Here is a 23,914-nt window from a genome sequence, read left to right on the forward strand (position 1 = left end):
CGGGAAGTGGGGATCAAACGGATTCAGTCCCTATTCCTGCGCCGGCAGACCGAATGCACAGGCGGCACTCGGCGGTGACTGCTCAATGCCAGCGTTCCGTTACTGGCAGAAGGCTACTTATACAAAACTTCAGAAAGTTGTACAAGAAAGGAATTTTTCGCGAGGTTGTATAACTTTTTGCGAGATTTGTTGTACGCGTTCAGCGAACCCTGCGAATCACCGCTGATACAGTGCCAGGAACATTTCCAGCGCCGACTCGGCAACTGCATTCTGCGCGTCTGGATCAAGGGCCGCCCGGCCGAGCGAGATCTGCGGCCAGAACGCGAATGCCTTGAGCAAACCTTGTACTTGATGCGCGGCAAATTCCGGATCCACCGGTTTCAGCCGGCCGTCGGCATGCGCTGCGCGAATCCAGACAGTCAGGCCTTCCTCACGCTCGCCCATGCGCTGGATCATGTTCTGTGCCCGCTCGGGGGAATGAATGGTTGCGGCAATCGCCACCCGGGCGAGGGTGAGAAAATTCTCGTCAGCCATCATTTGCACCTTTTCTCGCAGCATCTGGCGCAGTTGCTCGTGCAGTGGTAGCTCGCGGTTATAGGTCACCGATGGCTCGGCACTGATCCGCGCCCACAACTGATTGAGGATTTCGGCGAAGAGCTCTTCCTTGCTTGGAAAATGGTTGTACACCGTGCGCTTCGACACACCGGCCGTGGCGGCGATCTTGTCCATGCTGGTGATCTCGAAACCGTGAGCGCGGAATTCGGCAATCGCCGCCTGGATAATGGCTTCGCGTTTCCGGTCGGTGAGGCGTTGTGGGGCTGTCATGGGCGGGCTTCGGCAGAGAAAGGAAATTACACTTGGCAGTTTACTTGCCATCGACTTTGATGCAACCTAGAAACTACACCGCTCAGTGTAATGTTGCGTTAATCCTCGCACCCTACAACCAGAGCGCTAGGCCTTTGCGTGCAGCTTGGCCATTTTCATTCCCCTTGGAATACCGTCAATTACACGGTTTTTCGGAGTCGTTCAGCCATGGCCAATCCAGTCTCTCTTCCGGATAACACTTGCGCGCCTGAAGCCTCTCGACAGGATCAAGGGCTGTTTCGCAATCACGCTCCGGTGCAGCGCGAAGGCTTGCGCAAAATGTTGCGGATCATGTGGAACATGATTTTTCACAAACCGCGCAACACCCGCCCGACCGCTGCGATCCCGGTGCAGCCGCTGACCCGTGAAGACCTGCTGGCAGCTCCAAACCACAGTGTTTACCGCCTCGGGCATTCGACTCTGCTGCTGAAGCTGCGTGACAAATTCTGGATCACCGATCCGGTCTTTGCCGAACGCGCGTCGCCGGTGCAATGGGCTGGCCCGAAACGTTTCCATCAACCCCCGATCAGCATTGATGAGTTGCCGCCGATCGAAGCGGTGATCCTCTCGCACAATCATTACGACCATCTCGACTACGAAGCCGTATTGAAACTCGCCGCCAAGACAACTTATTTCCTGACCCCGCTGGGCGTTGGCGACACCCTGATCAAATGGGGCATCGACGCCGGCAAGGTGCGTCAGTACGACTGGTGGCAGGGCGCCGAAATCGCCGGTATCCGTTTCATCGCCACGCCCTCGCAGCACTTCTCCGGCCGTGGCCTGTTCGACGGCAACAACACCTTGTGGGCGTCATGGGTAATGATCGATGCCGATACACGCATCTTTTTCAGCGGCGACAGCGGTTACTTCGACGGCTTCAAGCGCATTGGCGAGCAATACGGCCCGTTCGACCTGACACTGATGGAAACCGGCGCCTACAACGTCGAGTGGCCGCACGTCCACATGCAACCGGAAGAAACCCTGCAGGCCCACATCGACCTCAGGGGCCGCTGGCTCTTTCCGATCCACAACGGCACGTTCGATCTGGCAATGCACGCCTGGCACGAACCATTCGACCGCATCCTCGCCCTCGCATGGGAACGCAGTATCGCGATTACCACGCCGCGAATGGGTGAGGCGTTCAACATTGCGCATCCACAACGGGGGAGCGCGTGGTGGATGGCGGTGGAAGAGGGGGAGGTGGTTGCTCAGAACGCCTGACGGGTTCATCCGGTTCGCCTCGGTGCGAACCGGATGAATCAGATACCGATTTGCTTCATTCGCAAGTGGTAATCCGCCATCGTAGCGACCGACAAATCCCTGAATTTTCCACGAAGTATCTGACGTAGTGTTTCCAAGGTGATGCCAGTAATTTGCGCCGCTTCAGATTCGTTCAGGTTGGCAGTCTTGATCAACGCGGCCATTTTTGTCGCATATTCCGATTTGATCAGCATTTCATCGGCACCGTGCAGTCCCAAATCTGCGTAGACGTTGCCCGTGCTTTTTTCGATATCCATCCTTAGCGCTCCTTATTCAGCCATCGCAAAATTCCCACGCCCCACCGACTCCCCCGCCATACCCTGCGCCCTGACACTGCGCCCCGGTGCGAACCCCGGGAAGAACACCAACCCCTGCGCTTCAAATCGATAAGCCAGTGCCAGTCTCGCGGCGTCCGCCACGTCCTGCTGTGCTTCGAACCGCTGAATATCTGCCACCGCAACTTCTGCTTCGCGCGACAATTGCTCTGCGCTCCAGCCCAGCAGGGCGCGGGCCTGGACGCAGTGGGTCGGGGTGAACTGGAAAAGGGCTATGCGTTCGAGGACGTGGTTCATCGCAAGAGAGGCCATGGTGTGCTCCGGGCTCAAAAGTGCTGATTGAAAATGTACTGTGTTTTTGTACAGTTGTTTTGGGCCGGGATCAAACGCATTTTTCGAATATGCCTAGTTGGCCGCCTCCAACCAGACGGACGGTGCCTGTCCCAACACACGCCGGAACATCGTGGAAAACGCCGCCGGGCTCTCATAACCGAAGTCCAGAGCAATCCGCGTCACCGCTTCGCCCGCCGCCAGCCGTGCCAGCGCCTGCACCACACACGCCTGCTGCCGCCACTGGCGAAAGCTGAGGCCGCCTTGGATCGGGCGGATTCCGGATAGAATGCATGCCCGTATCTATATTGGGTTGCTGGTCATCGTGCTGTTGAGCATTTCGCTTCAATGAATCGTTGGACGGCGCGGGCGAAAAATTCAATGGATAATAGGGCGCTGCCCTCCAGTCTTTAGCTGAGAACCAGAATGTTGATCTTCAATTGCACCGAAGCCGCCAGCAAGTTTTTCAGCCGCGTACATAAAGGCAAAACGATCACGCCGGTGGACAACAAGCCGCCGTCGTCAGTGATAGAAGACGATGAACTGAACGGCTCAGACGAACAGTGGCTGGTCCATGCGATTACCGTGCAGCGCAAACATGTGCTGTTGGTTCTGCACATCAAAACCCGCTATTGCGTGATCTTGGCGGGCGCCAAAAAAGCCGACGACCATGACTTCGTTTTGCGCTTCACCGAGCGCTGGGTAAATGGATTGATGATCAATGCCCAAAACCATGGTCTCGGGCAGTGGCTAGACCCCGAGTTGATGTTGGCCCGGATGCTCCAGACTTGTGAGCATCAGCAGTTCTATCGGCGCAGCCACCGCAGCGCGCAAAAACACATTGATGAAATTGCCTGGTGTTTTCGAGACAAGGTTGCTGGAACGGGGTGCTTGCCGCCCAATGAAGTCACAGCGATGGTTTTCGATGAACAAATGAATGACACGCCGAGAAGCAGCAAGGGCGCCAAGTCTTACTACTTCCCGGACGAGGAGATGACGCTTCACTGGCTGCGCCATTATTGCTTCCTCGATGATGTCCAGCTGCATGCTGCGAAAGAGCGTCGGCAACAAGTCGCGCGGGAAATAGCGGCGATGGAGCGCAAAGCTTTTATGGAAGCGTATGAGGGGCAGGATTCGAGGAGTTGAGGCTGGGCCCGCCGCCATCATTCCAGACCCGGCGCTTCACGAATGATGAAGTGATCCAGGTTCTCGATATCGGCATTGAAGACCTCGAACGGCTTTTCGGGGTTCTTCTTGCCGGGCACCTGCTTCAACTCCGGCGTCACGCCATAGAAGAAACAGAACAACGGCTTGTCGCTGTCCGCTGCGTGCTTGATCTCTTCCAGAAACGCCTTGCGCTTGCGATAGTTGTCGATCAGCTTCTTGTTCAGATAAACACTGACCGGATAAGGCTTCTTCTTGGTGTCCTCGGGCTTCTTGAACCAGACCTTGTCCTCGAAATCGATGCGAAAACTCGCGCCGCTGTGGAAGTCCTCGATCTTCTTGATCCGGCCCCAGTAAATCAGCCCCTTGTTGTCCGTCAGATACTCGATCTTCTTGAAGAACGAACTGTACGGCGCCGTATGCTCGCCGATTTTCAGCGGCATCCGCTTGAGCAAATCCTTGTCGGCAAAGTTGGAAACAAAACACTCCACCGGATGCGCAAACACACTCGTCTTGTCCGGAGCCGACTCACGCCCCGCCGACTCTTTACCACTGTCCTTCGCCGCCCGAACCGGATCATCGCGCAACACATCAGCCACGCCCGCCGGCGCGGCAGGCTTGCGCACATACTCACGCCGCGTCAGCAATAATTCTGATGGGAAGTGCTCCTCACGACCATCGTCCACCTCGCCATCCGCCGTCTCAATGCCAGACGCCGACGCCTTCAAACTCACATACGGACAACCCGCCACATGCTGCGTAGTGGGCAGATTCTTGAAGTGCGGCGTGCGCACGTAATTCACGTTCTTAGCGTTGAACGTGCCTAACTCATTGGAAACCTCGAACGCCGAACGACAGTCATCGTTGGGGCACTGGAAGTGTTCCTTCGCAGAGTCGAACGCCACCGTCTCATCGAAATTGAGATCGCGAACATCATAGATCGACAACTTGTCGTCGAGGCTGAGGCAGTAGGCGAGATCGAATTTCATGGTGGGGCTCGGGTCCTTGAGTGGGGGGAAGGGTATTAATAGCGGGAGGCGGGGTGGGTTGCACTGATTGTTTTCAGGATGATGCGAAACTTGTAGGAGCTAGCCTTCTGGCGATTCCAGGCATCAACCAAATTTCCATCCCCACACCAACATTGCAGGCCACACATCACCCTGTGGCGAGGGAGCTTGCTCCCGCTGGGCTGCGGAGCGGCCCCAAATCCACCGCACACGCGGCCAGTTCGTACTGCTCACCGAAGTTAGCGTCTGATCCGCTTGGGAGTTCCATGTCAAATGCCAGGAAACCGCTTTCTTCATCAAATGCCTCGATTAGATAGATCATGGATCTACTGTCCTCGTGCGGTCGCCGGGTTGTCTTGGACCTTTAATTTCCGTAGCTAGCGAGTTGATAATCGTATTGAGGATCGTAGAAGGACTTTCCGGTTAATGTTTCTAGTTGTGCTAGCTGCTGAAAACCAAGATCGTAACCGTAGAGTTCGTCTTCTGCCTCATTCCATTTCATGATGACTCGCAGCTGCTCGATACCCTCTGCCGAGATTGGCACTTCGAAAATCAGAGCTTCGGTGGATCGATCAAACGCATAAATTACGTGAGTCATGGTTCTATCCTTCTCTTTGGAGAGGCCGGGTTGTTCTGCTCACCGGTGTCAGAACCATCGTTTACACATTGCAGCTGAGCTGGAATTTATAGGTGGGGTTATAGATTTCTTTCCCCAGCAGTTTTTCCAGGGCTCCAAGCTGTTCGTGCGAGAGATCGTATCCCTCCCATCCTTGCTGTTCCACCATCCATCCCATGATGGTTTTTATCGCCTGATCTGATCCACTTGGGAGTTCCTCTTCAAAAGCCAGGAAACCGCTTTCTTTGTCAAATGCCTCGATTAGATAGATCATGGTTCTACTGTCCTCGTGCCGTCCGCTGGTTTGGTTTGCGCGCCAGTTGCTGGGTCATACTCACCGAGATGGCGACCTCGTTTGTCATACATTTCGACAGTACCGTGTTGTGAGTCCCATTCAAAAATCAGTCCTTTTCTGGTTTTCCATCGCTTTCTAAGTCCGCCGCCTCCTTTAACGGAAGTCTTACGATCTGCCTTGATCGCATCCGGGAACGCTGCAAGTCCAGGCGGTGGCGGATGATATTTGTGATCAGAAAGACTCACCACAATATAAACCGGTCTTACCCCCGAACTCTCCGGAAACACCAGAATGAAATCCTTGTACTCCGGTGGATAAACCGGATTCACAAGGATGTCGTTGGCCGCTTTCGTTGGTGGGTAAACCCAGATATGCGGTGCGCGCGGGGCGGCTTCCAGAGCAGGAATGCCCAAGGTATCGGAGCCGTCTACCGCGGGTGTCCAGATCAGCTCTACGCCTTCACCCAGATTGACGACGTACTGGCTGTCGCGGGTTTCCAGCTTCACGACATCAACCATTTCCCAGTCGCGATTTTTGCCGGTGTAAAAGGCATAAGCTTTGAGAGCGCCATCGGTTTGTTGCTCAATGCGCAGGCGAACACGGGTACGGGCGTGTTTGAGGGCGCGCAATTGTTCCTCGGTGTACAGAGCGCTGTCATCCAGGCTGGGCGTCCAGAGCAAAGCGACCATGCCAGTCATGAGTACAGCACCGGTAGCGCCGATGGCTGCGCCAAGACTGATTGTTGGCGTGGCGAGTGTCGGGCTTCGAAGAGCAAGGCGCCCGAGGCCGAGTGATACGGTATTGCCGCTGATGGTTTGCAGATTCAGCAGCCCGGCATCATCGGCCTCACGGGTACCGAGCAAAGCGAATTCGCCGTAATCCCTCAGGCTGTCGGTCGGCACCATCCCGGAGGCATTCGAGTAATCAATGATCGCGTCCGGCAGCTTGCAAGACTTCGCGAACACGCACCCGGCCCGGACCGCGTCGTCTTTCTTGGCAGCGACCTGCCGGCTGCGCTCAAACGCATCCTGCCGGGCGAGCATGGCCTCGTAAGCGTTTTGCCTGGCTTCGCGCTCGGCCAGTTCGGTCGCGTTCATGAACCGGTAGGTGACGTGATGCCCATCGCCCGAAGGTGGGTTCCTGACCCGGGGAATATCCTTTTTGCCAGCCACTGATCATCCTTTCGTTCATTTAACGGTCGCACGGGACAGAAACCGGGCGACGTTAACGAAGGTGATGCATTGAGGCTGTAGGACGGGTCTTGGATCAGGGTAGGAATTGTCGCTGTTGATTTTTGTTTCAGTGCGAAGTCTTCGGGACCGTGGGATTCCTCGGCCCGGGTTTGATGCAATCCACTATTCAGGCCTCAACCGCTCAATTTTTTTATAAAACTCAGCGGTGAATTCTTTTTTGTCGCTGGAATGGTGGCAACGACGATGGCAGTTGGGGCACAGCGCTACCGTGTTGCATATACGGTCGGTTCCGCCATCAATGAGGTGCTTAACATGATGGACTTCAAGAAAGGGGCGGCCGTTTGCACTAACGAATGGTGCGGTTTGCCCACAACCTTCACAAATGCCTTGGGAGTGCTTGAGTACCCACTTTTTAACGCTCTGGGCGCGGGCAAGCCTCACGACTGTGGAGGTCGTCTCTTTAGGGTTTAGAACGCCTACTGGCGCTTCATTTTGTTGAAGTGCAGTGACCTCAACCAACTGAAGAGCCGTAAATGTAACGGCCCGCTGTTCGCCTTTTCGTAATGCCTTGATGCCCTTCTTCGCGAGGATTTCCTTGATTCGTTTACTAACGCCAGAACCAAGGTTCTTTGCCGAAACGTAGCCAGTAATTCGCTGCTGCCCCAATTGCTCCATCACCGCAGAGATGTTCTGCATGCGGTACTCGACGGAGGAGGCACTGCGTTTGCTCAGTGGGCCTTCACGCAACAGACGGTTTTCGTCTGCCTTTTTGAATGGCTGGTTTTGCTGCTCAAGTGCAAACATCTTTAGATAAGCGTCTACCGAAGCCTCTAGCTCTTCATCGCTCCAGCCAGTCTTTTCTTTCGAGGTATCCATACAGTCGCCGAGGGTTGAAAACCCTCGGACGATACTGAGTGGCCATTACTGCTGTCTACGAAAATTCCTACAAGAAATAGCGACGGATCTCGCATGTGATCCTACAAACGCATCGCTTACCCCATCGAATGCTTCGACGGCTGAAGCGCCTGAGTGAGCCTTCGCCATCTCAAGGTTCGTCGCCATCGCTTTTCGTGGTGGCTGATCGCTCAATAGATTACGCATGCCCGCAGCCGAATCCAGCCTTCGATCTGCTAATGCAGCAGACTCAGAGACCTCACTTGCCAGTCCAACAAACTCAGCATCGGTCGATCTGGATGTCCTGAAGTCCTGAAGGTTCAGCATCGCGCAAGACCGGCACCGCCTGAGGACTCAGCCACTCACGCAACGACCGATTTTTCGGGGCATAAAGGTGTAGGAGGGTTTAGCCCTGCCAGGCGTCTTTAAGGATTACCTATCGCCCAATAAAAAGCCCCGATCACATCGGGGCTTTTTACTTTCTCGATTCGCCGACTCAAACCGCAATCGTCAAATCGCACCAAGCGAGACTATTAGTCCCAGCTAAGCGCCCCTCCAGTCTGATACTCAATAACCCGAGTCTCAAAGAAATTCTTCTCTTTCTTCAAGTCCATAATCTCGCTCATCCATGGGAACGGGTTGGTCGTCCCTGGATATTCCTCTTTCAAACCAATCTGCGACAAACGACGGTTCGCGATGAACTTCAGGTAGTCCTCCATCATCGCCGCATTCATCCCCAGCACCCCACGAGGCATGGTATCCCGTGCGTATTCGATCTCCAGCTGCGTGCCTTGCAGAATCATCTGGGTCGCTTCTTCCTTCATTTCCGCATCCCACAGGTGTGGGTTTTCGATTTTGATCTGGTTGATCACGTCGATGCCGAAGTTCAGGTGCATGGATTCGTCGCGCAGGATGTACTGGAACTGCTCGGCGACGCCGGTCATTTTGTTGCGGCGGCCCATGGAGAGGATTTGGGTGAAGCCGCAGTAGAAGAAGATGCCTTCCAGAACGCAGTAGTAGGCGATCAGGTTGCGCAGCAACTCTTTGTCGGTGTCCGGGGTGCCGGTTTCGAACTTCGGATCGGAGATCGAACGGGTGTACTTCAGGCCCCAGGCGGCTTTTTTCGCGACCGACGGGATCTCGTGGTACATGTTGAAGATCTCGCCTTCATCCATGGCCAGCGATTCGATGCAGTACTGGTAGGCGTGGGTGTGGATCGCTTCCTCGAAAGCCTGGCGCAGGATGTACTGGCGGCATTCCGGGTTGGTGATCAGGCGGTACACGGCCAGGACCAGGTTGTTGGCAACCAGGGAGTCGGCGGTGGAGAAGAAGCCGAGGTTGCGCATGACGATGCGGCGCTCGTCGTCGGTCAGGCCTTCCGGATCTTTCCAGAGGGCGATGTCGGCGGTCATGTTGACTTCTTGCGGCATCCAGTGGTTTGCGCAACCGTCCAGATATTTCTGCCAGGCCCAGTCGTACTTGAATGGCACGAGTTGGTTGAGGTCAGCGCGGCAGTTGATCATGCGCTTTTCGTCAACGGCGACACGGGCGGAAGCGCCTTCGAGTTCGGCGAGGCCTTCGGCGACGTCGAGGGAGTTCAGTGCTGCCTTGGCGCGGGCCACGGCGGCCGAGTCGTCGGCGGTCACGGCGCGGGCTTCGAGCGCCGCGGCGCCGCCAGCGTTGTCGAGGCGGTCCATGTTGGCTTCGCTTGCGTGGCCGGCGTTGGCGCCTTTCACGGTTGCGACTTCACTGTCTTCTTTATCGAATTCGTCCCAGCTCAGCATGACGTGTCGTCTCCTGCGTGAGGGCCTGTCGCCCGTGTGAAACCTGATTGGTTGGTTTTTCACACGGTCATACAGACCGCGTTGGATGTCGTTTTTTGCAGCGATGCACGCAGGCAAATAAACAGAAATTTTGACGGGCTCCGAGAGCCTCTGATGGGCGCAATCAGCGTCGGGCGCTGCTGCGGGGCTTCAGATTGGCTTTTGATCCCTGTAAGGGAATATTGCTGACCCGTATAGGGCGGCATTATAGGGAAATTTTTACCGCCGTGGTGCGGCGAATCGGCTCATGGAGGGGCCGAGGAGGGGGGCGATTTGGGTCCGACCGAGGGTTTACAGGGCTTTGCGTGGATTGGACGCCGTCAGATTTTTTTTTGTTATTTTTTTGGCAAGCGGTTTTTTGCTCAAAAAATAGTCAAAAATCTGCTCGATTCACTACATCTAGTGTTTTGCAAGCCTTTTTGCAGGCTTCAGACACAACTGAGCCCGACCGAAGCCGGGCTGAAATCGACCTTCAATGTTGCGCTGAACGGTCCGATTCGGTGCAGTCTGATTCAATTGGTGCAGCCGTTGCCCATGATGCTGTAGCGCAGAATGTGGCGCTGACCTTTGGAGTCGTCGTATTCCATTTTTGCCGGTACTACTTCGCAGACATTCGGAACGTCGCTCATCGATACAACTTTTGCGATGTCCAGGTGTGTGGAGTAGGTGTACTCCTCAACAACCGGTTGCTGCTGTGCGGCATCAGTCGGAGCCTCGTTTGCCATGGCGGTTGCGCACAGACTGCTGAGGGCCAGAACCAATAAAACTTTCATTTCTAATTCACCTTTTTGAGGTCGAGTTGGGTCACGCAACCTTTTTGGGGTTGCGTGTGTAACTTCGAGTTTGTGGTTATTGCTGGGAGAGCTGGATTAACGGCCTTCGTGGGGGCTGTAACGTTGTTAATCGCGTTGCCTTGTTGGCGAGGTCAATTTTAAGGCGGTGGGGAGTGGGTAAACAGAGCGGGTTTTGATAAACACTTTTGGCATATTTGGTAACAATCCCCCGCACGGGCTCTGTAGGAGCTGTCGAGTACCACCAGGCTGCGAGCTTTTGATCTTGCTTTGAAGATCAAAAGATCGCAGCCTTCGGCAGCTCCTACAACCATCGTCGAATGGTTCTATTGGGCCCACCCGGCTACAACGGGATCATACAAAAACAACTATTACACCGAGGTAGGAAAGATGAGTGCGGCTTCTCTGTATCCCGTTCGTCCCGAGGTTCTGGCAAACACGCTGACTGACGAGGCGACCTACAAAGCCATGTACCAACAGTCGGTCGTCAACCCTGACGGGTTCTGGCGCGAGCAGGCCAAGCGCCTCGACTGGATCAAGCCTTTCACCACGGTGAAACAGACCTCGTTCGACGATCACCATGTCGACATCAAGTGGTTTGCCGACGGTACCCTGAACGTTTCCTACAATTGCCTCGACCGCCACCTGGCCGAGCGCGGCGACCAGATCGCGATCATCTGGGAAGGCGACGATCCTTCCGAGAGCCGCAACATCACCTACCGCGAACTGCACGAGCAAGTGTGCAAACTCGCCAACGCCCTGCGTGGTCAGGACGTGCACCGCGGCGACGTGGTGACCATTTATATGCCGATGATCCCCGAAGCCGTGGTCGCCATGCTGGCCTGCACCCGGATCGGCGCGATTCACTCGGTGGTGTTCGGTGGCTTCTCGCCGGAAGCCTTGGCTGGCCGCATCATCGACTGCCGCTCCAAAGTGGTGATCACCGCTGACGAAGGCATTCGTGCCGGCAAGAAGATTTCCCTCAAGGCCAACGTCGACGACGCGCTGACCAACCCGGAAACCAGCAGCATCCAGAAGGTCATCGTGTGCAAGCGCACCGGTGGCGACATCAAGTGGAACCAGCATCGCGACATCTGGTACGAAGACCTGATGAAAGTGGCGGGCACCGTTTGCGCGCCGAAAGAAATGGGCGCCGAAGAAGCGCTGTTCATCCTTTATACCTCCGGCTCTACCGGCAAACCGAAGGGCGTGCAGCACACCACTGGCGGTTATCTGCTGTACGCGGCGATGACCCACGAGCGCGTGTTCGACTACCGTCCGGGCGAAATCTACTGGTGCACCGCCGACGTCGGCTGGGTCACTGGCCACAGCTACATCGTCTATGGCCCGCTGGCCAACGGCGCGACCACCTTGCTGTTCGAAGGCGTGCCGAACTACCCGGACATCACCCGGGTGGCGAAGATCATCGACAAGCACAAGGTCAACATCCTTTACACCGCGCCGACGGCGATTCGCGCGATGATGGCTTCGGGGCAGGCCGCAGTAGAAGGCGCTGATGGCAGCAGCCTGCGTCTGCTCGGTTCGGTCGGTGAGCCGATCAACCCGGAAGCGTGGGACTGGTATTACAAGAATGTCGGCAAGTCGCGTTGCCCGATTGTGGATACCTGGTGGCAGACCGAGACCGGCGGCAACATGATGAGCCCGCTGCCTGGCGCTCATGCACTGAAACCGGGTTCGGCGGCGCGTCCGTTCTTCGGCGTGGTGCCGGCGTTGGTCGACAACCTCGGGAACATTATCGAGGGCGAGGCTGAAGGCAATCTGGTGATTCTCGATTCGTGGCCGGGGCAGGCACGTACGTTGTACGGCGATCACGATCGCTTTGTTGATACCTACTTCAAGACCTTCCGTGGCATGTACTTCACCGGTGACGGTGCGCGCCGTGATGCCGACGGTTACTACTGGATCACCGGGCGGGTGGACGACGTGCTCAACGTGTCCGGTCACCGTATGGGCACGGCCGAGATCGAGAGCGCGATGGTTGCTCACCCGAAAGTCGCCGAAGCGGCGGTGGTCGGTGTGCCGCATGACATCAAGGGGCAGGGCATTTATGTCTATGTCACGTTGAAGAATGGCGAGGAGCCGAGCGAGCAGCTGCGTCTGGAGTTGAAGAACTGGGTGCGCAAGGAGATCGGGCCGATCGCCTCGCCGGATGTGATTCAGTGGGCGCCGGGGCTGCCGAAGACCCGTTCGGGGAAAATCATGCGGCGCATTCTGCGCAAGATCGCCACGGCGGAATATGACGGACTGGGGGATATCTCTACCCTGGCGGATCCGGGTGTGGTGCAGCATTTGATTGATACGCACAAGACGATGAATGTTGCTTAAGTAGCGGTTTGATGTGCTGAAAAGCCCTGTTCGGTGTTCGCCGGACAGGGCTTTTTTGTGTCTGCAGGTTTTGTGCTGGTAGGGCTGGCATTATCGCTGGCAAGCCAGCTCCCACAGGTTTTGTGGTGTATGGAGATTTCGGTTCCAGCACAAATCCCTGTGGGAGCTGGCTTGCCAGCGAAGGCGATCTGTAAGACACCGCAGTAGTCAGCTGTAGGAAACCGCAACACCCCAACCAATAATTATCGATCTGCACCGTCAGACCTTTCCCGCTGTTACCCGCCACAACCCAATGTGTAACCGTCCGCGTCAAACCGGGGCGAAGGGAAACGCTGTGCCCCGTTTTAGAGCCCTCAAATACCCGGTGAAAAATTAGACATGACGCTGTGCTTGCCGGATTAGAAGGGTTTGCGAATAATAGGCCCGCAATTTGCAGCATGGATCGGTTCACTGTCTTTCGCTCCTGCATGAAATTGCAGGGCTGTCAATGAGCTCAAGCCGCTTTCTCGGTGCATCTGTAATTAGTTGTCGCATTGAAGAAATATCGGCTTCGGGCCTGTCGTTAGAATGCCGATCACTCGCTCATCGTGGCTGACGTTGAAATCGCCTGCGGTTTCAATGGGAAATTTCCCGCCGATGCGCAACCGTTTCCCGATTCACCCCATTCGCATATTGGGCTGTTGCTCACTCTGCCGTTTTTGCCCTTTACCGATGGAGTCCCAAGATGAAGAAACTTGTGCTGCTTGGCGCCCTGGCACTGTCCGTGCTGTCGCTGAATGCCGTCGCTGACGAGAAACCTGTGAAGATCGGCATCGAAGCGGCTTACCCTCCATTCGCCTCGAAGGCACCGGACGGCAGCATCGTTGGTTTCGACTACGACATCGGCAATGCGCTGTGCGAAGAAATGAAGGTCAAGTGCGTGTGGGTCGAGCAAGAGTTCGACGGCCTGATCCCGGCGCTGAAAGTGCGCAAGATCGACGCGATTCTGTCGTCGATGTCGATCACCGAAGATCGCAAGAAGTCCGTCGACTTCACCAACAAGTACTACAACACCCCGGCGCGTCTGGTGATGAAGGCCGGCACTCAGGTCAGCGAAAACCTGGCTGAGCTCAAAGGCAAGAACATCGGCGTGCAGCGTGGCTCGATCCACGAACGTTTCGCCCGCGAAGTCCTGGCGCCACTGGGTGCCGAGATCAAGCCATACGGCTCGCAGAACGAAATCTATCTCGACGTGGCTGCCGGTCGCCTCGACGGCACTGTGGCTGACGCCACCCTGCTGGACGACGGTTTCCTGAAAACCGACGCTGGCAAAGGCTTCGCGTTCGTTGGCCCGGCATTCACCGACGTCAAATACTTCGGCGACGGCGTTGGCATCGCGGTGCGCAAGGGCGACGCCCTGAAAGAGAAGATCAACACGGCCATCGCGGCCATCCGTGAAAACGGCAAATACAAAGCGATCCAGGACAAGTACTTCGCCTTCGATATCTACGGCAAGTAAGACGTCCCTGCGACAAGTCCGAAATGGCGCAAGCAACAGAATCTCTGCGGTTTGCGCCATTTTTTCATCCCAACTTTCGAGGACCTGAATCATGTTGAAAGGCTACGGGGCTGTCATCCTCGATGGCGCATGGCTGACGCTTCAGCTCGCCTTGTCTTCCATGGCCCTGGCCATCGTTCTCGGGCTGATCGGTGTCGCGTTGCGCCTGTCGCCGGTGCGCTGGCTGGCGTGGCTGGGCGACCTGTATTCCACGGTGATCCGCGGGATTCCCGATCTGGTGCTGATCCTGCTGATCTTCTACGGCGGTCAGGATCTGCTCAATCGCGTGGCGCCGATGCTCGGCTATGACGACTACATCGACCTGAATCCGCTGGCCGCCGGTATCGGTACCCTCGGTTTCATCTTCGGTGCGTACCTGTCTGAGACTTTCCGCGGCGCGTTCATGGCGATTCCCAAGGGCCAGGCCGAAGCAGGCATGGCGTACGGCATGAGCAGTTTTCAGGTGTTCTTCCGGGTGATGGTGCCGCAGATGATTCGTCTGGCCATCCCGGGTTTCACCAACAACTGGCTGGTACTGACCAAGGCCACTGCGCTGATTTCCGTGGTCGGTCTGCAAGACATGATGTTCAAGGCCAAGCAGGCGGCGGATGCCACCCGTGAGCCTTTCACCTTCTTCCTCGCAGTGGCGGCGATGTACCTGGTGATCACCAGTGTTTCGTTGCTGGTATTGCGTCAACTTGAGAAGCGCTACTCGGTAGGCGTAAGGGCGGCTGATCTATGATCTTCGACTACAACGTCATTTGGGAGGCGCTGCCGCTGTACTTTGGCGGCCTGCTGACCACCCTCAAACTGCTCGCGCTGTCGCTGTTTTTCGGCTTGCTCGCGGCATTGCCGCTGGGGCTGATGCGCGTCTCGAAAAACCCGCTCGTCAACGGCGCCGCGTGGCTCTACACCTACGTGATTCGCGGCACGCCGATGCTGGTTCAACTGTTCCTGATCTACTACGGTCTGGCCCAGTTCGAAGCAGTACGCGAAAGCTTCCTCTGGCCGTGGCTGTCCAGCGCAACGTTCTGCGCGTGCCTGGCCTTTGCGGTAAACACCAGCGCCTACACCGCCGAGATCATCGCCGGCAGCCTGAAGGCCACGCCGAACGGCGAGATCGAAGCGGCCAAGGCCATGGGCATGTCGCGCTTCAAACTGTACAAACGCATCCTGCTGCCATCGGCCCTGCGCCGGGCGCTGCCGCAGTACAGCAACGAAGTGATCATGATGCTGCAGACCACCAGTCTGGCGTCCATCGTGACCCTGATCGACATCACGGGCGCGGCCCGTACCGTCAACGCGCAGTTCTATCTGCCGTTCGAGGCCTACATCACCGCCGGCGTGTTCTACCTGTGCCTGACGTTCATTCTGGTCAAGCTGTTCAAACTGGCCGAGCGTCGCTGGTTGAGCTACCTCGCGCCGAGGAAGCACTGATATGGAACGCATCGACCACGAGTTGCCGTGGAGCCACCTGGGCAGCGAGCGCAAGCTTTCGGTATTTCGTTTCGGCAGCGGCGAGCGCAAGGCCTACATTCAGGCCAGCCTGCACGCCGATGAACTGCCGGGCATGCGCACGGCGTGGGAGCTGAAAAAGCGCCTCGGCGAACTCGAAGCCCAGGGCTTGCTCAACGGTGTCATCGAGCTGGTTCCGGTGGCCAACCCGCTAGGTCTGGAGCAATTGCTGCAAGGCAATTTTCAGGGGCGTTTCGAAGCGGGCAGCGGCAAGAATTTCAACCGTGACTTCGTCGAGCTGAGCGCGCCGGTTGCGGCGGCACTGGCTGACAAGCTCGGTGACGATCCGCACGCCAACATCCGTTTGATCCGGCAGGCGATGAGTGATCACCTGGCGGCGTTGCCAGCAGCGGACAGTCAGTTGCAAGGCATGCAGCGGGTGTTGCTCAGCCATGCCTGCAGCGCCGACATCGTGCTGGATCTGCATTGCGACTGTGAAGCCGCAGTGCATATGTATGCCTTGCCGCAGCACTGGCCGCAGTGGCGTTCGCTGGCGGCGCAGTTGGATGTGAGGGTCGGCTTGCTCGCTGAAGATTCCGGCGGTAGCTCGTTCGATGAGGCCTGTTCGGCGCCATGGCTACGGTTGTCGCGCCTGTTCCCGCAGGCGCAGATCCCGTTGGCCTGTATGGCGACGACCATCGAACTGGGCGGTCAGGCTGATACCGATCCTGCCCAGGCCCTGGCGTGGGCCGAAGGCATTTTGGCGTTTCTTGCCGAGCAGGGCCTGATCAAAGGGGAATGGCCGAAAGCGGCTAAGGAGCCTTGCGAGGGCGTGCCGTTCGAGGGCACCGAAATGCTGTTCGCTCCGCACCCGGGCGTGGTGAGCTTTCTGCGCAAGCCCGGTGAGTGGATCGAAGCGGGTGAGGCGCTGTTCGAAGTGATTGATCCGCTGGCTGATCGGGTCAGCACCGTGTGTGCTGGCACGTCCGGTGTACTGTTTGCCATCGAGCGACTGCGTTATGCCCAATCCGGTTTATGGCTGGCCAAGGTGGCGGGGCGCGTGGCGCTGCGCCACGGGCATTTGCTCAACGACTGACTGACTGTTTTTGTGAGAACCGACCGCATGTACAAACTTGAAGTCCAAGACCTGCATAAACGCTATGGCAGTCACGAAGTGCTCAAGGGCGTGTCCCTGAAAGCGGCCGCCGGCGATGTGATCAGCATCATCGGCTCCAGTGGCTCCGGCAAAAGTACTTTCCTGCGCTGCATCAACCTGCTCGAGCAGCCGCACGCCGGCAGGATTCTGCTCAACAACGAAGAGCTCAAGCTGGTGGCGAACAAGGATGGCGCGCTGAAAGCCGCTGATCCGAAACAGCTGCAGCGCATGCGTTCGCGCCTGTCGATGGTGTTCCAGCATTTCAACCTGTGGTCGCACATGACCGCGATTGAAAACATCATGGAAGCGCCCGTCCACGTACTGGGCGTACCCAAGTACGAGGCGCGTGAAAAAGCCGAGTACTACCTGAACAAGGTTGGCGTCGCTCATCGCAAAGACGCGTTCCCGGGGCACATGTCCGGCGGTGAGCAGCAGCGTGTAGCGATTGCCCGTGCACTGGCGATGGAGCCGGAAGTGATGCTGTTCGACGAACCGACCTCGGCCCTCGATCCGGAACTGGTTGGCGACGTGCTGAAAGTCATGCAGGCGCTGGCTCAGGAAGGCCGCACCATGGTCGTCGTGACCCACGAAATGGGTTTTGCCCGTGAAGTGTCGAACCAGTTGGTGTTCCTGCACAAAGGCGTTGTTGAAGAAAGCGGCAACCCGCGCGAGGTGCTGGTCAATCCGCAGTCGGAACGTTTGCAGCAGTTCCTGTCGGGTAGCCTCAAGTAATCGCTGCCGTTATGCACCCGATTAGGTCATGCTTCGCGATCTTCTGGCTGGCTCAGATCCCCTGTGGGAGCGAGCCTGCTCGCGAAAGCGGTAGAACAGCCAGCAATTATGTTGACTGGTACACCGCCTCGCGAGCAGGCTCGCTCCCACATTCTGATCTTCACCGGTTTCAGGATTTGTGTTCGTTTACGGGCTAGCATTGGCCCATGCCTTCATCACCGTTGTTTGTTTCGGATCGCCCGCCCATGACTGCCCATCGAATTGGTTTCCTGATTTGGCCCAGCACTAAAGCGTTGACGCTGGCGCTGGCGGAGGAGGCCTTGCGCGTTGCGCAGCGGGTGCACCCGGACGTGGTCTACGAACTGTCGTTCTTGCAGGCTGAACCGCCAGCCGAAGGTGCCTGGCAATTACCGGGCGAGCCTTGGGCCGGCAAGCTGGAGAACTTTCAGAAACTGTTTTTGCTCGCTGACGAACCGCCGACCACACTGGCGCCGGCGCTAAGCAGTGCGCTCAAGCAAGTGGTGCGTGCCGGTTGCGTGATCGGTGGTCTGTCGGCCGGTGTTTATCCGTTGGCGCAACTCGGGCTGCTCGACGGTTATCGCGCTGCCGTGCACTGGCGCTGGCAGGATGATTTCGCCGAGCGTTTCCCCAAGGTCATCGCCACCAGTCATCTATTTGACTGGGATCGCGATCGCCTGACTGCCTGTGGTGGGCTGTCGGTACTCGATCTGTTGCTTGCAGTTCTGGCCCGTGATCACGGTGCGGAACTGGCCGGTGCGGTTTCCGAAGAGCTGGTGGTGGAGCGCATCCGCGAGGGCGGCGAGCGTCAGCGCATTCCGTTGCAGAATCGCCTGGGCTCCAGTCATCCGAAGCTCACCCAGGCAGTGCTGCTGATGGAAGCCAACATCGAAGAGCCGCTGACCACCGACGAAATTGCTCAGCACGTGTGCGTATCCCGTCGACAACTGGAGCGTATCTTCAAGCAATACCTCAACCGTGTGCCGAGCCAGTACTACCTGGAACTGCGCCTGAACAAGGCCCGGCAGATGTTGATGCAGACCAGCAAGTCGATCATTCAGATCGGCCTGTCGTGCGGTTTTTCCTCGGGGCCGCATTTCTCCAGCGCCTATCGCAACTTCTTCGGTGCCACGCCGCGCGAAGATCGCAACCAGCGGCGCAGCAGCAGCCCGTTCGAATTGTCCTCAGTGCCGCCTGAGCGCGGCTGAGGGTCCAGTCAGGCGACGAATCGATGACTGGCATTACTCATCGATTTCGGAACCTGCGGAAGTGGAAATTTCCAGTTCTCCCCGGTCGATGACTTCCTGAACGCCAAAGTCCACTCGTGTGCGCTCGAAGTAATCAACCAAGTGTTGCAGGCTTTCTTCAGAGAACGGGTTGCCTTTCATCATGATGTTCTGCGCTATTTCCAGCGGTAGCTCGTGAATATCACTGGGGATGTCGGTGATGGCGTTGTCACTCAAATCCGCCCAATCCAACTCTTTCAACTGGAACAGTCCGCGAGGGATCTGGGTAATTGCGGTTTCGTGAAGCAGTACATTCGCCAAGCCAGGCATCTGGCTCAAATCCGGTGTTTGCCCTAGCGGATTCAGGCTCAAGTCGAGATAGTCCAGCACTTCCATACCTGCCAGCGCGTTGGTCGACTCCGGGGACAGGGTCACAAAGCATTCGGGAAGTGACAGCGAGTGCAAGTCCCCCATCTTGAAAACAGCATCGGGGATGTTGCCCAGATTGCAGCCGCGCAGCCTGAGGCTTTTCAGGTTGGGGAACGCATCAAGAAAGCTGCCTATACGAGTTGCGCCATGAGTGCTGAGCAACTCCAGAGACGTCACATGACTGAAGTCGGCGCTCAACGTCGGCATCTCGCCGTAAACGAAGGTTTCAAACAACAGCTCGAACGTCGGTTCAAGCGCATCGTTGAAGTCATCCAGTTCTCTCTCGCGCCGCCAGCATTGTTCAAGCTCGGTTCTGAATCGATCGCGGCTCGCCTGTTCCGTCGCCAATTGTTGCGCATTGAACGGTTCGCCAGTCAGTGGGTGCAGGGCGGGAATGTCGGCGGTCCATGCCGCCAAATCGTTGATCAATTGCGCAAGTTGCGCTTCCAGGCGCGTTAGCTCGGTGCGGCCCTCCAGCAACGTGCCGGGCAGCTCGTAGATAAAAGCGCTTGCCTGATCGACGTCCATATATGGATACAACACCCGCGCTCGCGCGATGTCCGGGTCAGGTGCAAACACACCTAGATCGTACGCGGTCAGGTGGTAATGCTGCTTGATTTGCTCCATTGCCTCAGGGCCGAGCGGGTTTTGCGCAAGGTTCAGGCCGCGCTTGGCGTTTACAGGACTATCGAGCCATCCGGCAGGCAACTCGGTGATGGTATTGGTTTCCAGCATCAGCGTGTTCAGTCCGGGATGCTGCAGGGCGCCGGCGGGGATCTTTGACAGGCCGGTCTGGCTTAAATCCAAATGAACGAGAGCGGGCATGGAGTCAATGTTCGGCTCGATTTCGAATGGATTCCGGAACAGATCCAGCATGACAATTTTTTTCATCGACGACAGTTTTGCCCAAGCGGCGGCGTCAACATTCAGGGCGCAATCACTGAGTATCAAGACTTCAAGGTCGACCATCTGTCCGATGGCATCCGGGAGCGTGTTCAGCGCGAAGCGACGTAATTCAAGTCGGCGCAGGCCGCTGAATTTCGTCAGGAAGGCAGGAAGACCCTGAGCGCTATGATTGCCTTCGAGTATGAGGGTCGATACATGGCTGAAGTCAGCCGTCAGGGTGGGCAGATCTCCCACTACCGGTTCCGTGAACCGCAACGCATAGCCCGCGGTTCCGCCCTCCTGATCGGTCTCGCGCTCGGACTGGCGGCGCCAACTGCGCTCGGTTTCCTGGGCCAACAAGCGCCGATTGTGCCGTTCTACCTGTTGCGCCAGAGCGCTCATGGGACGTCCGGTTTCGCGGTCGGTGGTCGGAGCGTCTTGCACCCACCGAGCAAGATCCTCGCGCAGTGTTTCGCCCTCGCTGGCCAGGCGTGACAGTTCCATGCGAGCCCCGTCCGGGTGACGCTGGAGTTCTTCGACGAAAGCGCGTATCGCCGCCTCGTCGAAATCGGGATAAACCTCGCGAACTCTGTCGTCGAGCGTTGGCGTGGGACGACTGTCACGAGGGTAACCCTGAGTGCCGCCCGGCAAGCGCATGGTGGTCGGGTCGTAGAAAGGTTTGCGTCGTGGGTTCTTGGCGAACAGTTTGCGCAACTCAGGTTTATTCGCCGCGTGTTCTGCGATGTATCGCTTGAGTGATGGTCCATCATTGGCCGGCAACTCAAGCGCGGCACGTTCCTGGTCCGTCAGCGTCAAGAGCAGCGCTTGATAAAAGTCACCAGGCTGCTCGGGATGTTCTGCCACTCGATACCTGAAGTCTTCGGCATGCACCAATGTCTTGTGCACGGCCGCATCGACTTCGCCAATGCTGTCGCGCAGCGTTCCATCGGAGGAGAATTCCCTCACCTCGATGCGCAAATCGGTCGGCCAGCCCGGCATCGACTCGACGCTATGCAGCGCCAGACGATGGGTGTCGACGGTGTCCATCTCCGGAAAATAAAACCCTTCATAGGCCCTGGAGACACGCACCGCCTCCATAGCTTTGACAGCAACGTCTTTCAAGCGCTGAGGCACGCTTCCATTGTGCAAAAGGCTGACTTCGGTGCCAGACGCGTTGTTCACCAACTCTACAGCGATGTCGGTCGGCAGCCCTGGGAAGTCGCCCAGTAATAGCTGAGCCTGAGGGTCGTCGGTTCTTTGCAGTTCACGGTAGCGCGATTCGAACAGCGCCAGTCGCCGGTTCAGCGCCTGGTCGTAGTCGGGATGGGCAGTGTCAGCCTGATCAATCAATGCCTGAATACCGCGGTCGATCCGGTAGCGCTTGATGGTGTCGGTCAGCAGCGAAGGCGGTCGATGGTTTTCGACGTGGATTTCACGCAACACATTTTCGTGAAAGCCGCTGATACGCAGGATTTCTTCGCGCTCGGCGGGGCTGAACGATTCGACGCTGTGGCCAAGTCGCCGAATCACCGTTTCCCTGTCCCAGGACCAAGGTCGATCGAGGGGAGATTGCCACGCGCCAAAGCCGTTCTGGCGTAACACTGGCCGGTACGCATCGGTTCGGACGGGATGTTCGATTGTGTATCGTCCCGTCGCACTGTCCGCTTCGACCGCATAGAGCTTGTTTTCCAGACGCAGCAGCCTGCTGCCTTGGTGCTGATACAGGCCAAGCTGATCGGGTGTGGCTGTCGCCGGCAATCGCGCCGATTGCTCATAAGGCGCAAGATCGGGTCTCCAGTATCGGGTCCGTCCTGAACCACTGTCGACGGGTTTGAGCGATCCGAACAATTCCAGGGTCTCACGCGGCAGCAGGTGGCTGACCGCATCGGCCACCAGTTTGCCGCCAACCGCGAACGTGCCCAGTTGAACGGCTGTTTCCGCGATGTTGATGAGATGTCCGAAGCCTTCACGAACCTGACCTTGCGTCCAATCGACGACGGCTTCAAACATCTCGTCGAGCGCCTGATAAGCCATATACGCGAGCATAGCCTCGCCAAGAAAGGGAACGAACGGCATCGCTACAAACAACGCAACTTGCGCCAGCGTCTCGGCAATCTTGCAAAACCCTTCCCACAACGCCCATCGCGCATTGCAATCGGCCCTGGCAGTGGAGACGGCGAGGGTGCGTGCGTCGTTGAGGATCTTGTTCAACTGTCGTTTATAGAGGTGAGCCCAGAGGTCGGTATTGAACGCGGTGATCGAAAACTGCAGATTGGGCCGGTTCAGCGGCGCGTCCCGCCAGCTCGGCAGAGCATCTCCCGACGTGTGTTCATGCCAGATGGCGCGGCTTAGGCGCTGATTGAGGTCGGCGAAAAAATACGTTCGCTCCGCATGCGGGACAAAGCGACTGAAAAACGTCTGGTAGGAACGGCTGCGCAGCTTTCGGCTCAGCTCGATCATGAACGAACGCGCGTTGGGGTATTGCTTGATTGGGTGCTCCGGGTCGTCTGGAATGTAGACGATGATCCGTTGTGTGGCGCGCGCCTGATCAAGTCGGGGCGCGAACACGACAATTGCGCTGAGCGACGAAGACATCATCCTCACGTCGTGACCCTGCAATAGATGTCCATCGAGCCGCACGCCGCTGCGACCTTGCACGAGTCCGAGAAGTGCTTGAAAGGCGTCGTCCGGCAGCGTTTTTTGCAGTCGGCCCATTTGCAGCGCGGCGTGTAATGCGGCTTTTTGTGTCTTGACGACGCTCGCGTTCAGAATGGCGCCCGCCACCGGGTTAGTCACCCCAAGATTGTCGTTGAGGTAGATCTCGTATTGGCCGCCAATGTCCAGTTCCCGGCATAACCGGGTGAAGTTCTGGATGGACATCTTGCGTTCGATAGCCGGCAACGTAGTGAACTGACCGCCCGGCGTTGGCTTGGTGATGTAGGCGGAGTCCGACTCGTGCGCATCGGCTTCGGTTTCCGATAGCTGGAAGTTGTGCAAGGCGGCATCCAGCAGCGAAACCGTCCAGATGCGCGCGGCGCCGGATTTGATCGAAAACAGCGGGATCTTCTTGGGGATATACAGGCGCAGGAACGTCGCTTTGACATCCAGGTCGAGTCCGTAACGTGTTTTCAGCGCACCGGCCAGAATCGGCTCGGCGAAGTCCTGGGCATTTTTCAGCGAGTTGAGTAGCGCTTCGGTACGATTGCGGTGGGTCATGTGTTCAGCGTTGGCTGATTTGAGCCGCGCATGTTGTCGGGGCGTCGCGCTGGCGTGCCAATCGGGAATTTGCAGCGATGCGTTTTTCAATGCGCCACGGGTCTCGGCCGAAGCACCCAGCAACCAGGTGGGCAGATTCTTGAATGCGTGGTGGTAGTGCGTGTCCGGTTGAGCGGTTAGCTCGGTATCGTGAGGGTTCATTCGCCAGCCAGTCCTTTAGCGTTTGGGATAGAACCCAAGCAAAACAGATGGCCCGTTGCAGCGTGCGGTAGATATTTACCGCACCGCGCAAAGTGCCTGCCTGTAACCTGTGTCCCCGGTTTAAACTGCGCCTTTGCGACGCTATATGTCGCATTGCCGTAAACCCGGGAAAATCCGGGGTTTGCGCTATAAGAAGTTGTC

The 23,914-nt window shown here is 57.2% G+C and carries 21 protein-coding genes and 2 pseudogenes; 10 read left to right on the plus strand and 13 right to left on the minus strand.

Annotated features, from left to right (window positions below; all coding sequences use genetic code 11):
* Window positions 1–216 precede the first annotated feature (216 nt).
* Window positions 217–825: a TetR/AcrR family transcriptional regulator gene (locus tag HU727_RS07995; protein ID WP_186529862.1), complete on the minus strand. Its 609-nt coding sequence runs from the start codon at window positions 823–825 to the stop codon at window positions 217–219.
* Window positions 826–1,032: 207 nt separating this feature from the next.
* On the opposite strand from HU727_RS07995, the gene HU727_RS08000 reads away from it, so the two are divergent.
* Complete coding sequence (locus tag HU727_RS08000) at window positions 1,033–2,085, plus strand: MBL fold metallo-hydrolase (protein WP_186529860.1); 1,053 nt, start codon at window positions 1,033–1,035, stop codon at window positions 2,083–2,085.
* A gap of 38 nt (window positions 2,086–2,123) precedes the next feature.
* Here the strand turns inward: HU727_RS08000 and HU727_RS08005 are convergent, their stop codons facing one another.
* The 3 genes and pseudogenes from HU727_RS08005 to HU727_RS08015 form a co-directional block, all read right to left on the minus strand.
* Complete coding sequence (locus HU727_RS08005; protein ID WP_186529858.1) at window positions 2,124–2,381, minus strand: helix-turn-helix domain-containing protein; 258 nt, start codon at window positions 2,379–2,381, stop codon at window positions 2,124–2,126.
* A gap of 12 nt (window positions 2,382–2,393) precedes the next feature.
* On the minus strand, window positions 2,394–2,711 hold the full coding sequence (locus HU727_RS08010) for a helix-turn-helix domain-containing protein (RefSeq protein ID WP_186529856.1): 318 nt from the start codon (window positions 2,709–2,711) through the stop codon (window positions 2,394–2,396).
* Between the two features lie 93 nt (window positions 2,712–2,804).
* Window positions 2,805–2,990, minus strand: a pseudogene (locus HU727_RS08015) (helix-turn-helix domain-containing protein); the annotation flags it as partial.
* Between HU727_RS08015 and HU727_RS25700 the strand changes: the two are divergent.
* Together HU727_RS25700 and HU727_RS08020 are read left to right on the plus strand one after the other, a co-directional pair.
* Window positions 2,980–3,081, plus strand: a pseudogene (locus HU727_RS25700) (sulfite exporter TauE/SafE family protein); the annotation flags it as partial. The pseudogenes HU727_RS08015 and HU727_RS25700 sit on opposite strands and share 11 nt — an antisense overlap.
* Before the next feature lie 74 nt (window positions 3,082–3,155).
* The gene (locus HU727_RS08020) at window positions 3,156–3,875 is read left to right on the plus strand and encodes a DUF6933 domain-containing protein (RefSeq protein ID WP_186529854.1); all 720 of its coding nucleotides are present in this window, start codon (window positions 3,156–3,158) and stop codon (window positions 3,873–3,875) included.
* Between the two features lie 17 nt (window positions 3,876–3,892).
* Here the strand turns inward: HU727_RS08020 and HU727_RS08025 are convergent, their stop codons facing one another.
* The 8 genes from HU727_RS08025 to HU727_RS08060 all read right to left on the minus strand — a co-directional run bounded on the left by HU727_RS08025 (window position 3,893) and on the right by HU727_RS08060 (window position 10,494).
* A complete protein-coding gene (locus tag HU727_RS08025; RefSeq protein ID WP_186529852.1) occupies window positions 3,893–4,882 on the minus strand; it encodes a hypothetical protein in 990 nt (329 codons plus the stop codon).
* Between the two features lie 166 nt (window positions 4,883–5,048).
* Window positions 5,049–5,222: a hypothetical protein gene (locus HU727_RS08030; protein ID WP_186529850.1), complete on the minus strand. Its 174-nt coding sequence runs from the start codon at window positions 5,220–5,222 to the stop codon at window positions 5,049–5,051.
* Window positions 5,223–5,264: 42 nt separating this feature from the next.
* On the minus strand, window positions 5,265–5,498 hold the full coding sequence (locus HU727_RS08035; RefSeq protein WP_186529848.1) for a DUF7683 domain-containing protein: 234 nt from the start codon (window positions 5,496–5,498) through the stop codon (window positions 5,265–5,267).
* Window positions 5,499–5,559: 61 nt separating this feature from the next.
* Window positions 5,560–5,790, minus strand: coding sequence for a DUF7683 domain-containing protein (locus tag HU727_RS08040; RefSeq protein ID WP_186529846.1), 231 nt, complete (start codon window positions 5,788–5,790; stop codon window positions 5,560–5,562).
* A complete protein-coding gene (locus tag HU727_RS08045; protein ID WP_186529844.1) occupies window positions 5,787–6,983 on the minus strand; it encodes a colicin E3/pyocin S6 family cytotoxin in 1,197 nt (398 codons plus the stop codon). The genes HU727_RS08040 and HU727_RS08045 overlap by 4 nt, the downstream gene beginning before the upstream one ends.
* A gap of 183 nt (window positions 6,984–7,166) precedes the next feature.
* Window positions 7,167–7,880: an HNH endonuclease gene (locus tag HU727_RS08050; RefSeq protein ID WP_186529842.1), complete on the minus strand. Its 714-nt coding sequence runs from the start codon at window positions 7,878–7,880 to the stop codon at window positions 7,167–7,169.
* A gap of 551 nt (window positions 7,881–8,431) precedes the next feature.
* On the minus strand, window positions 8,432–9,682 hold the full coding sequence (locus tag HU727_RS08055; protein ID WP_186529840.1) for a ribonucleotide-diphosphate reductase subunit beta: 1,251 nt from the start codon (window positions 9,680–9,682) through the stop codon (window positions 8,432–8,434).
* Between the two features lie 551 nt (window positions 9,683–10,233).
* Window positions 10,234–10,494: a DUF2790 domain-containing protein gene (locus HU727_RS08060; RefSeq protein ID WP_186529838.1), complete on the minus strand. Its 261-nt coding sequence runs from the start codon at window positions 10,492–10,494 to the stop codon at window positions 10,234–10,236.
* 408 nt (window positions 10,495–10,902) lie between these two features.
* On the opposite strand from HU727_RS08060, the gene acs reads away from it, so the two are divergent.
* The 7 genes from acs to argR all read left to right on the plus strand — a co-directional run bounded on the left by acs (window position 10,903) and on the right by argR (window position 18,964).
* Window positions 10,903–12,858 carry an acetate--CoA ligase gene (gene acs / locus HU727_RS08065; RefSeq protein ID WP_186529836.1) on the plus strand — a complete coding sequence of 652 codons (1,956 nt, stop codon included), beginning with the start codon at window positions 10,903–10,905 and terminating at the stop codon, window positions 12,856–12,858.
* A 724-nt stretch (window positions 12,859–13,582) separates the two neighbouring features.
* Complete coding sequence (locus tag HU727_RS08070; protein ID WP_186529834.1) at window positions 13,583–14,356, plus strand: ABC transporter substrate-binding protein; 774 nt, start codon at window positions 13,583–13,585, stop codon at window positions 14,354–14,356.
* Window positions 14,357–14,447: 91 nt separating this feature from the next.
* Entirely contained in the window at window positions 14,448–15,137 is a 690-nt protein-coding gene (locus tag HU727_RS08075) for an ABC transporter permease (protein ID WP_186529832.1), read from the plus strand.
* The gene (locus HU727_RS08080) at window positions 15,134–15,832 is read left to right on the plus strand and encodes an ABC transporter permease (RefSeq protein ID WP_130911161.1); all 699 of its coding nucleotides are present in this window, start codon (window positions 15,134–15,136) and stop codon (window positions 15,830–15,832) included. The genes HU727_RS08075 and HU727_RS08080 overlap by 4 nt, the downstream gene beginning before the upstream one ends.
* A gap of 1 nt (window position 15,833) precedes the next feature.
* Window positions 15,834–16,946 (plus strand): succinylglutamate desuccinylase/aspartoacylase family protein, encoded by a 1,113-nt coding sequence (locus HU727_RS08085; RefSeq protein ID WP_186529830.1) that lies wholly within the window; start codon window positions 15,834–15,836, stop codon window positions 16,944–16,946.
* Between the two features lie 27 nt (window positions 16,947–16,973).
* On the plus strand, window positions 16,974–17,738 hold the full coding sequence (locus tag HU727_RS08090) for an ABC transporter ATP-binding protein (RefSeq protein ID WP_186529828.1): 765 nt from the start codon (window positions 16,974–16,976) through the stop codon (window positions 17,736–17,738).
* A gap of 245 nt (window positions 17,739–17,983) precedes the next feature.
* Window positions 17,984–18,964: a transcriptional regulator ArgR gene (argR, locus tag HU727_RS08095; RefSeq protein ID WP_186529826.1), complete on the plus strand. Its 981-nt coding sequence runs from the start codon at window positions 17,984–17,986 to the stop codon at window positions 18,962–18,964.
* 33 nt (window positions 18,965–18,997) lie between these two features.
* On the opposite strand, the gene HU727_RS08100 is transcribed toward argR, so the two are convergent.
* A complete protein-coding gene (locus tag HU727_RS08100; protein WP_186529824.1) occupies window positions 18,998–23,713 on the minus strand; it encodes a dermonecrotic toxin domain-containing protein in 4,716 nt (1,571 codons plus the stop codon).
* Window positions 23,714–23,914 lie beyond the last annotated feature (201 nt).

The organism is Pseudomonas khorasanensis (assembly GCF_014268505.2).
GTDB lineage: Bacteria > Pseudomonadota > Gammaproteobacteria > Pseudomonadales > Pseudomonadaceae > Aquipseudomonas > Aquipseudomonas khorasanensis.

What these genes read in the sequence shown, in the direction of transcription:
- HU727_RS07995 (WP_186529862.1), bottom strand. Translation starts at nt 825, where the DNA reads ATGACAGCCCCACAACGCCTCACCGACCGGAAACGCGAAGCCATTATC.
- HU727_RS08000 (WP_186529860.1), top strand. Translation starts at nt 1,033, where the DNA reads ATGGCCAATCCAGTCTCTCTTCCGGATAACACTTGCGCGCCTGAAGCC.
- HU727_RS08005 (WP_186529858.1), bottom strand. Translation starts at nt 2,381, where the DNA reads ATGGATATCGAAAAAAGCACGGGCAACGTCTACGCAGATTTGGGACTG.
- HU727_RS08010 (WP_186529856.1), bottom strand. Translation starts at nt 2,711, where the DNA reads ATGGCCTCTCTTGCGATGAACCACGTCCTCGAACGCATAGCCCTTTTC.
- HU727_RS08020 (WP_186529854.1), top strand. Translation starts at nt 3,156, where the DNA reads ATGTTGATCTTCAATTGCACCGAAGCCGCCAGCAAGTTTTTCAGCCGC.
- HU727_RS08025 (WP_186529852.1), bottom strand. Translation starts at nt 4,882, where the DNA reads ATGAAATTCGATCTCGCCTACTGCCTCAGCCTCGACGACAAGTTGTCG.
- HU727_RS08030 (WP_186529850.1), bottom strand. Translation starts at nt 5,222, where the DNA reads ATGATCTATCTAATCGAGGCATTTGATGAAGAAAGCGGTTTCCTGGCA.
- HU727_RS08035 (WP_186529848.1), bottom strand. Translation starts at nt 5,498, where the DNA reads ATGACTCACGTAATTTATGCGTTTGATCGATCCACCGAAGCTCTGATT.
- HU727_RS08040 (WP_186529846.1), bottom strand. Translation starts at nt 5,790, where the DNA reads ATGATCTATCTAATCGAGGCATTTGACAAAGAAAGCGGTTTCCTGGCT.
- HU727_RS08050 (WP_186529842.1), bottom strand. Translation starts at nt 7,880, where the DNA reads ATGGATACCTCGAAAGAAAAGACTGGCTGGAGCGATGAAGAGCTAGAG.
- HU727_RS08055 (WP_186529840.1), bottom strand. Translation starts at nt 9,682, where the DNA reads ATGCTGAGCTGGGACGAATTCGATAAAGAAGACAGTGAAGTCGCAACC.
- HU727_RS08060 (WP_186529838.1), bottom strand. Translation starts at nt 10,494, where the DNA reads ATGAAAGTTTTATTGGTTCTGGCCCTCAGCAGTCTGTGCGCAACCGCC.
- acs (WP_186529836.1), top strand. Translation starts at nt 10,903, where the DNA reads ATGAGTGCGGCTTCTCTGTATCCCGTTCGTCCCGAGGTTCTGGCAAAC.
- HU727_RS08070 (WP_186529834.1), top strand. Translation starts at nt 13,583, where the DNA reads ATGAAGAAACTTGTGCTGCTTGGCGCCCTGGCACTGTCCGTGCTGTCG.
- HU727_RS08075 (WP_186529832.1), top strand. Translation starts at nt 14,448, where the DNA reads ATGTTGAAAGGCTACGGGGCTGTCATCCTCGATGGCGCATGGCTGACG.
- HU727_RS08080 (WP_130911161.1), top strand. Translation starts at nt 15,134, where the DNA reads ATGATCTTCGACTACAACGTCATTTGGGAGGCGCTGCCGCTGTACTTT.
- HU727_RS08085 (WP_186529830.1), top strand. Translation starts at nt 15,834, where the DNA reads ATGGAACGCATCGACCACGAGTTGCCGTGGAGCCACCTGGGCAGCGAG.
- HU727_RS08090 (WP_186529828.1), top strand. Translation starts at nt 16,974, where the DNA reads ATGTACAAACTTGAAGTCCAAGACCTGCATAAACGCTATGGCAGTCAC.
- argR (WP_186529826.1), top strand. Translation starts at nt 17,984, where the DNA reads ATGACTGCCCATCGAATTGGTTTCCTGATTTGGCCCAGCACTAAAGCG.
- HU727_RS08100 (WP_186529824.1), bottom strand. Translation starts at nt 23,713, where the DNA reads ATGAACCCTCACGATACCGAGCTAACCGCTCAACCGGACACGCACTAC.